The sequence below is a fragment of the Streptomyces sp. NRRL WC-3618 genome, assembly GCF_001280005.1.
Classification (GTDB): Bacteria; Actinomycetota; Actinomycetes; order Streptomycetales; family Streptomycetaceae; genus Streptomyces.
This window is the reverse complement of sequence record NZ_LGDW01000181.1, coordinates 1-3,352: the sequence shown is the minus strand read 5'-3', so window position 1 is coordinate 3,352 and position 3,352 is coordinate 1. Positions and strand designations below refer to the sequence as shown.

Genomic DNA, 3,352 nt, shown 5'->3' with positions numbered 1-3,352 from the left:
GCCCCAGGAGTACCCCACCGACGTCTACGTGCTGCCCAAGCACCTCGACGAGAAGGTCGCCCGCCTCCACCTCGACGCCCTCGGCGTCAAGCTGACGACACTGCGCCCGGAGCAGGCCTCGTACATCGGTGTCGAGGTCGAAGGCCCGTACAAGCCGGACCACTACCGCTACTGAGCCGGTATCCCCGCCGGTGGTGAACACGTCCGCGCACTGACGCGCTCACCACCAGCAGGTCCTCAGAGGCAGGCCCCCGCACCCCCGTGCCGGGGGCCTGCCCCTTTACTGAGGCTCAGCGGCTCGAAGACTCGAGCGACAGCCCGAAAGACCCAGGACGCCCATGCCCCGCGGCCGTTATTCGCTTCACGACGCGCACGATCACATCCCCCTCGCAGAAGAACACTTCCACTGCGCCCCCGGCCCATCCGGCTGGCGCTACGTCTCCCAACTGACCGCCCCCTCGGGCGACCACACCGGCTCCGTCGACCTCACCCTCGACGACCTGGGCCGTCCGATCCGCCTCGAACTCCACGCGGCGAGCTGGCAGGTCCGAGGCGCCGCACTCGACGGCGTCACCTGGGTCCGCACCGACCCCACCGGCACCCACGCCACCGAAGGCAACGTCCGAGCCCACGCCTTCACCGGCACATCCCCCGCGTTCCTGGTCGCCACCGCCCGTCTCCTGCGCCTCACCCCCTCCACCACCGCAACCCGCGTACGCCTCGTCGCCTTCACGGACCCCGTCCTCGCCCCCCGCACCGTGGACCAGTCCTGGGCCTTGGTGAAAAGAGAAGCACACGCCACTGACAACGGACCCCTGACCGTGGACGAATACCAGGTCACAGCCCTGGACACGGGCGAACAGCACGCCGTACACCTCGCCGGCGACGTGATCCTCTCCGCCCCGGGCATCGAGCTGGAACACCTCGAGTCCCCGCCGTCGACGTTCGCCGACTAGGCGGGCGGCGCGAACCCGCCAGAGGAGCGGCGCTCGCCGGCCGGGTCCGACGGCGCGACTTCGACGACCGGGACAGGGACGCCTGCTCCGGCGGCCGAAGGAGAGGGAACCCCAGCCGACGGATGAGGAGCCACAGCGGGCGACTGCGGCGCCCTGGCCCCGGAGGCCCGCCGAGCCTCCCGCACCTGCCGCTCCTGCACCACAGCGGCCAGATAGGCCGCCGACGGAACACCCTGCGGCGCTGGAGTGCCCGTGCAGGCCGCCACTTCGGAGGCCAGCTGCTCGGCCATAGCCCAGCCCACCTGCGGATCCAGTTGACCCATACGCGTCAGATACTGACGTACGGCCAGCCACAATCCGTCGGGCACGGCCGACAGATCGAGTTCCGCGAACCGTCCGGACAACCACGGCGGCGGGGGAGGAACGAAGCCGGTCCGACCAGCGGGCACCCGCTCCCGTACGACGAGCGTGCCCGCGACGACATCACCGAGCCGCCGTCCTCGCGCCGACACGAGCGAAGCGATACAGGCCACCACCCCGAACGTCATCAGAATCTCGACCACACCGACCGCGCCACGCACCAGCGCATGCCGGAACCGGATCGGCCCGCCGTCGTCCCGCACCACCCGCAGACCGCACGCCATTTTCCCGAGCGACCTGCCATGGCTGAGGGTCTCCACCGCGATCGGCGCGCCCACCAGCACCAGAATGAACGCGGCGACGGCGAGAGCGGCCTGCGCCGCCTCGTCGAGTGAAGCCGTGGACATGACCACAACGATGGTGACCACGGTGTAGACCAACCCGATCGCCACGAGGTCGAGCAACATGGCGAGCGCCCTGCTGGGCAGTTTCGCGGGGCGCAGCTCCAACGCCACCGCCTCGCCCGTAACCAGCTCACTCACGCCTGCCGTCCTTCCCCTGACCTGCCTCTGGAACCGCCAGTCTGCCAAGCTGACAGGGCATCGCGCCGCAGTACGACAAGCCGACACCCACGTCGGGCAGTCGACGAACAGCCGAGGAGCAGGAAAACCGATGGACCTCGACGTCTTCGTCTCCGCCCACCGCGCCGAGTGGGACCGCTTGGACGCACTGCTCCGCCGCCAGCGCCGCCTCAACGGAGCGGAGGCGGACGAACTCGTCGTCCTCTACCAACGCACCGCCACCCACCTCTCGCTGATCCAGTCGAGCGCCCCGGACCCCCAGCTGACCGGTCGGCTCAGCCAACTGGTGGCACGCGCGCGTAGTGCCGTGACAGGAACCCGCCGTGCCTCATGGCGCGACGTCACCCGTTTCCTCACGCGCGGTTTCCCCGCGGCGGTCTACCGATCCCGGCACTGGTGGGTCCCCACCGCGCTCATCTCCACGGCGGTGGCGGTCCTCCTGGGGTGGTGGATAGGCACGCACCCCGAAGTGCAGTCCTCCATAGCGGCCCCCGACGAACTGCGCGCCCTCACCCGTCCCGGTGGCGAGTACGAGACGTACTACTCCAGCCATCCCGCCGCGTCCTTCGCCGCTCAGGTGTGGACGAACAACGCGCAAGCCGCCGCGATGTGCCTGGTCCTGGGAGTCTTCCTCTGCCTCCCGGTCATCGGGATCCTCTTCCAGAACATGCTCAATGTGGGGGTCGGCTTGGGCCTGATGTCCTCAGCGGGTCGACTCGACACCTTCCTCGGCTTGATCCTTCCGCACGGCCTCCTGGAGCTGACGGCTGTCTTCGTAGCCGCCGGCACGGGCCTGCGCCTCGGCTGGACTGTCATAGATCCGGGCCCGCGTTCCCGCCGCACAGCGCTGGCCGAGGAAGGACGAGCAGCCCTGGGCATGGCGATCGGCCTGGCCCTGGTCCTCTTCGTCTCGGGCGCCATAGAAGGCTTCGTCACCCCGTCCGGCCTGCCCACATGGGCCCGCCTCACGATCGGTGTCGTCGCTGAACTGGCCTTCCTCGCGTACGTGTACGTCCTCGGTGGGCGAGCGGCGCGCGCCGGCGAGACGGGCGACCTCGAGGCGGCCGAGCGCAGCTCGTCGGTCCCCACTGCCGCCTGATGTGCGGACACAGCTGCCGGGCTGCTAGTCTCCTCTTCGCCCCACAAGCACCGTTGACGCGGAGCGCGTGTGGAGGTAGATTAGAGCAGTTGCCTAGAGCCGGACAGGTTCGGTGGCGGCCGTGAAAATCTACTGGCTTCTCGAGAACTTGGATTCTTGAGGGTCACATCCCGATGAATCTCAGGAATGAACAGCCGGTCAGACCGGCCAAAAACTTCTGATAAAGTCGGAGTCGCCGGAAAGGGAAACGCGAAAGCGGAAACCTGGAAAGCACCGAGGAAATCGGATCGCGAAGCGGTCTGATAGAGTCGGAAACGCAAGACAGCAAGACAAGAGCAAGACAGAAGAAAAGTAAG

The 3,352-nt window shown here is 68.3% G+C and carries 4 protein-coding genes; 3 read left to right on the top strand and 1 reads right to left on the bottom strand.

Annotated elements, in window-relative coordinates; all coding sequences use genetic code 11:
- Positions 1–175, top strand: a 175-nt coding sequence (locus ADL01_RS42165; protein WP_199834863.1) for an adenosylhomocysteinase, incomplete at its 5' end; no start/stop codon positions are given.
- Positions 176–338: 163 nt separating this feature from the next.
- A complete protein-coding gene (locus ADL01_RS18525; protein WP_053743122.1) occupies positions 339–956 on the top strand; it encodes a hypothetical protein in 618 nt (205 codons plus the stop codon).
- Here ADL01_RS18525 and ADL01_RS18520 read toward each other — a convergent pair.
- Positions 953–1,858: an RDD family protein gene (locus tag ADL01_RS18520; protein WP_053743121.1), complete on the bottom strand. Its 906-nt coding sequence runs from the start codon at positions 1,856–1,858 to the stop codon at positions 953–955. The two genes, ADL01_RS18525 and ADL01_RS18520, sit on opposite strands and share 4 nt — an antisense overlap.
- Positions 1,859–1,988: 130 nt before the next feature.
- Here ADL01_RS18520 and ADL01_RS18515 point away from each other — a divergent pair, with 130 nt between their 5' ends.
- Positions 1,989–2,996 carry a stage II sporulation protein M gene (locus ADL01_RS18515; protein WP_053743120.1) on the top strand — a complete coding sequence of 336 codons (1,008 nt, stop codon included), beginning with the start codon at positions 1,989–1,991 and terminating at the stop codon, positions 2,994–2,996.
- Positions 2,997–3,352 lie beyond the last annotated feature (356 nt).

What these genes read in the sequence shown, in the direction of transcription:
- ADL01_RS18525 (WP_053743122.1), top strand. Translation starts at nt 339, where the DNA reads ATGCCCCGCGGCCGTTATTCGCTTCACGACGCGCACGATCACATCCCC.
- ADL01_RS18515 (WP_053743120.1), top strand. Translation starts at nt 1,989, where the DNA reads ATGGACCTCGACGTCTTCGTCTCCGCCCACCGCGCCGAGTGGGACCGC.